This is a genomic window from Breznakia blatticola, from assembly GCF_004365815.1.
Classification (GTDB): Bacteria; Bacillota_I; Bacilli_A; order Erysipelotrichales; family Erysipelotrichaceae; genus Breznakia; species Breznakia blatticola.
Genome location: NZ_SODD01000080.1, coordinates 1 through 3,325, shown reverse-complemented (window position 1 = coordinate 3,325; position 3,325 = coordinate 1). Strand labels below are relative to the sequence as shown.

Here is a 3,325-nt window from a genome sequence, read left to right as displayed (position 1 = left end):
TGTTAAACATCAAATAGATATGACTAGAAAAACAAAGAAAAAGTCATTTTATTATTTCCATTGAGATAATCTTGGAAACTATAAATTGACTTTTTAATTGCCAAATTGTATGACTAAGTTAAGAAAGGAAAAGACAAAAAAATAGAAGAAAACAACGACATCCTTTGCATAGAGTTCTTGTTTTCTTCCCGCTTTGTCAAGCAATTATATGTTACCTCTATTTCAATTAGACTGCAAGTGTTTAGTAAAAACGATTTATGAATTGTATCTATTAAAATTTCATCCTACACAAATTAAATGTCCTGGTGGAGACTCTCATCAATACGTTTTAAATGGCACGTATAACAGATATCTAATCCTATTAGTGATGGATAATCTAGTCTATATAGAATTTACTGTACAACGCGTATATTGTAAGACATGTGGAACATCACATGCATTATTACCCGATACAATAATACCTTACTTTACGTATTCATATTCTGTTGTGTTATTTGCATTGGCAATGATTTACGTAGAACATAGAGAGATTCAAGAAGTATGTGAATATTTTGATCATAAAATCCCGCGTCAATTAATTAAACAATGGTGCAAACGTTTTGATAGACAGTATATTCTAATGGCAATTGTGCAAAGAGTTCGTGAAAAAACAAAAGCAGGTGTAATAACAAATCTCATTTCTTCATCAACGAGAATGCAACTGCAACGCTTTCACGAAGAGCATCAACACTGTTTTTTGCACATTCCTATAACCTCAAAGATTATAAATTCATCATGAAAGCATCATCACACCATAATTACATGTACTCTGAGAGCGACCGATATTATAGTGAGCATACAAGGAGGTGTTCGCTATGGATGAACAAATGATGAAGAAAATTGCATTATTTAGATATGCACTAATTGCACCATTAATCAATGGTACTTTTCAAGGTGAGAGTAAATCGCAATATTATCGAGATTTATCAAAAAAGAAGTATGAATTACCTAATGGTCGGGAAGTAATGTATGCACCAGGAACATTTAAGTCATGGTACCTATTGTACAAACAGAAAGGATTTGATGGATTGTATCCTAAGACGAGAAACGACATTGGGATGACAAGGACATTGGATAATGAGAGTAAGCAGAGAATCCATGAACTCAAAGAAAAATATCCCTATATAACAGCAACAATGGTTCATCAAAAGTTACTAGAGGAGGGTTATATTAGTGTAAAATCAACGTCACTAACAACGATCACAAGATATATTGCGAGAAACAACTTAAAGAGTAAACAACTCGCAGGAAAAGAAAGGAAAAGTTTTGCATTTGAAAAGGCAAATGATTGCTGGCAGGCAGATACATCCCACACAATATATCTTACAGAAAAGGGGAAAAAGAGGAAGGTGTATTTAATTCTCTTTCTTGATGATGCAAGTCGATTAGTGGTGGGATTTGATTTCTTCTATGAAGATAGCGCGGTAAATGTACAAAAGGTATTTAAAAAAGCAATCGCGACTTATGGAATACCCAAGCGATTGTATGTCGATAATGGATCAAGTTACGCAAACCAACAATTATCGCTAATTTGTGCAATGCTAGGAGTTGTACTCATTCACACAAAGCCATATGATGCACAAGCAAAAGGCAAAGTAGAAAGAATATTTCGAACTATAAAAGACCAATGGATGAGAGCAGCTGACTATGGTCAGTTTCATACGCTTGAAGATGTTCGAATTTCATTAGAAGAATACTTAAGAAAGAAGTACCAAAACAAAGTACATAGTGCATTAAAGATGAGTCCGAAAGATCGTTATATCACAGATCAAAACGAAATAAGGTATATAGACGAGAAAACGTTAGAAGATGGATTTTTACATACAGAAAATCGGAAGGTGAGAAATGATGCAACCATTACATTAAATCGACAAATGTATGAGGTGCCGCAAAAATACATAGGAATGATGTTGAAAATCAAATATGATCCGAGTAATTTAGAAGAATTATACATTTATGAAGATAACATGAGAAAAGAAAGTGTTTATATGCTACAAAGAGTAGATAATTCAAAAGTTAAACGTAAATACATTGATTTTTCTATGGTTGAGGATGACTTATGAAACATCTAAGTTATTATGGATTGAGCCATAACCCCTTTGAAAAAGGTGTTGATATAAAACAAAAGTTTGAAAGTCAGGATTACAAGCAAGCAACATCACGATTGGAATATTTGAAAAGTGTGAAAGGTATTGGTGTTTTTACTGGTAATTCTGGTATGGGAAAAACTTATACGATGAGATGCTTTCGCAACTCATTAAACCCAAGTTTATATAAAGTTGTATACTTGGCGATGTCAACGTTAACGGTATTAGAGTTCTATAAAGCTTTAGCATATGGGTTAGGCATTGAACCTGCCTTTAAAAAAATTGATATCTTCAAACAAATACAAGAAACGATTGAACATATGAGCAAAGAGAAGAGGATGATACCCACAATCATTATTGATGAAGCTCAATATTTGAAAACAGATATACTTAATGATTTGAAAATATTACTGAATTTCCAAATGGATTCGACTAATCCATGTATCGTAATACTTACAGGACAAAACATTCTAAAAAACACATTAAATAAGAATATACATGAAGCGCTTCAACAACGAATCGTTATTAACTACACTTTTGAAGGAATTAGTAAAAGTGAAATAGCAAGTTATATCCAAGCTTCTCTAGCGAATGCAAACGTAAATGTACCATTGTTTACTGATGGGGCGATAGAAGCGATAGCATCATGTAGTGGAGGGTCGTTACGAAAGTTGAACAGTATACTGACAAATTGCTTAATTGCAGGATGTCAAAAAGATGAAAAGGAAATCAATACAGATACCGTAATGCGTGCTCAAAATGAAGTGGAGTTGATTTGATGAATGAACATCTTCAACAATTACAGCTACACCCAAAGCATAAAACAATATTAGCCAATGAAATTAAAAAGAGTATTGATTTCTATCGTGATAACTCAATTTGCAAGGATGAATTATCGCACATAATTAAACACTATGCAGATCATTACGGTTACTTACTATTTCAACAAGATTATGAAGTAAATACGCGTATAAAGTATATACTTGGAAATCGAAGACTAAAGATAATGTTTGAAGTTCTAGAACCACAACAATTATATTTCTATTGAGAGGATGATCCTCTCTTTTTTAAACGGATAAAATATAATGACTATGTAGGTAAAAATAAATATAGAAAGGATAATTAAATTCGACTTTCATAAGGTGCTGTTGGTTGAAATAATGTGACTACGTTTGGTTAGAATAAAGCGCCGAAGCACA

Annotated in this window: 4 protein-coding genes; all 4 read left to right on the top strand. The window is 32.7% G+C overall.

Annotated features, from left to right (window positions below; genetic code table 11):
* Positions 1 to 367 precede the first annotated feature (367 nt).
* The 4 genes from EDD63_RS11375 (at position 368) to EDD63_RS11360 (ending at position 3,174) form a co-directional block, all read left to right on the top strand.
* Complete coding sequence (locus tag EDD63_RS11375) at positions 368 to 778, top strand: DUF6431 domain-containing protein (protein ID WP_134171432.1); 411 nt, start codon at positions 368 to 370, stop codon at positions 776 to 778.
* 76 nt (positions 779 to 854) lie between these two features.
* The gene (locus tag EDD63_RS11370) at positions 855 to 2,102 is read left to right on the top strand and encodes a DDE-type integrase/transposase/recombinase (protein ID WP_134171431.1); all 1,248 of its coding nucleotides are present in this window, start codon (positions 855 to 857) and stop codon (positions 2,100 to 2,102) included.
* Positions 2,099 to 2,905 carry an ExeA family protein gene (locus tag EDD63_RS11365; RefSeq protein WP_134171430.1) on the top strand — a complete coding sequence of 269 codons (807 nt, stop codon included), beginning with the start codon at positions 2,099 to 2,101 and terminating at the stop codon, positions 2,903 to 2,905. Before EDD63_RS11370 ends, EDD63_RS11365 begins: the two co-directional genes overlap by 4 nt.
* Complete coding sequence (locus tag EDD63_RS11360) at positions 2,905 to 3,174, top strand: hypothetical protein (RefSeq protein ID WP_134171429.1); 270 nt, start codon at positions 2,905 to 2,907, stop codon at positions 3,172 to 3,174. Before EDD63_RS11365 ends, EDD63_RS11360 begins: the two co-directional genes overlap by 1 nt.
* Positions 3,175 to 3,325 lie beyond the last annotated feature (151 nt).

What these genes read in the sequence shown, in the direction of transcription:
- EDD63_RS11375 (WP_134171432.1), top strand. Translation starts at nt 368, where the DNA reads ATGGATAATCTAGTCTATATAGAATTTACTGTACAACGCGTATATTGT.
- EDD63_RS11360 (WP_134171429.1), top strand. Translation starts at nt 2,905, where the DNA reads ATGAATGAACATCTTCAACAATTACAGCTACACCCAAAGCATAAAACA.
- EDD63_RS11365 (WP_134171430.1), top strand. Translation starts at nt 2,099, where the DNA reads ATGAAACATCTAAGTTATTATGGATTGAGCCATAACCCCTTTGAAAAA.
- EDD63_RS11370 (WP_134171431.1), top strand. Translation starts at nt 855, where the DNA reads ATGGATGAACAAATGATGAAGAAAATTGCATTATTTAGATATGCACTA.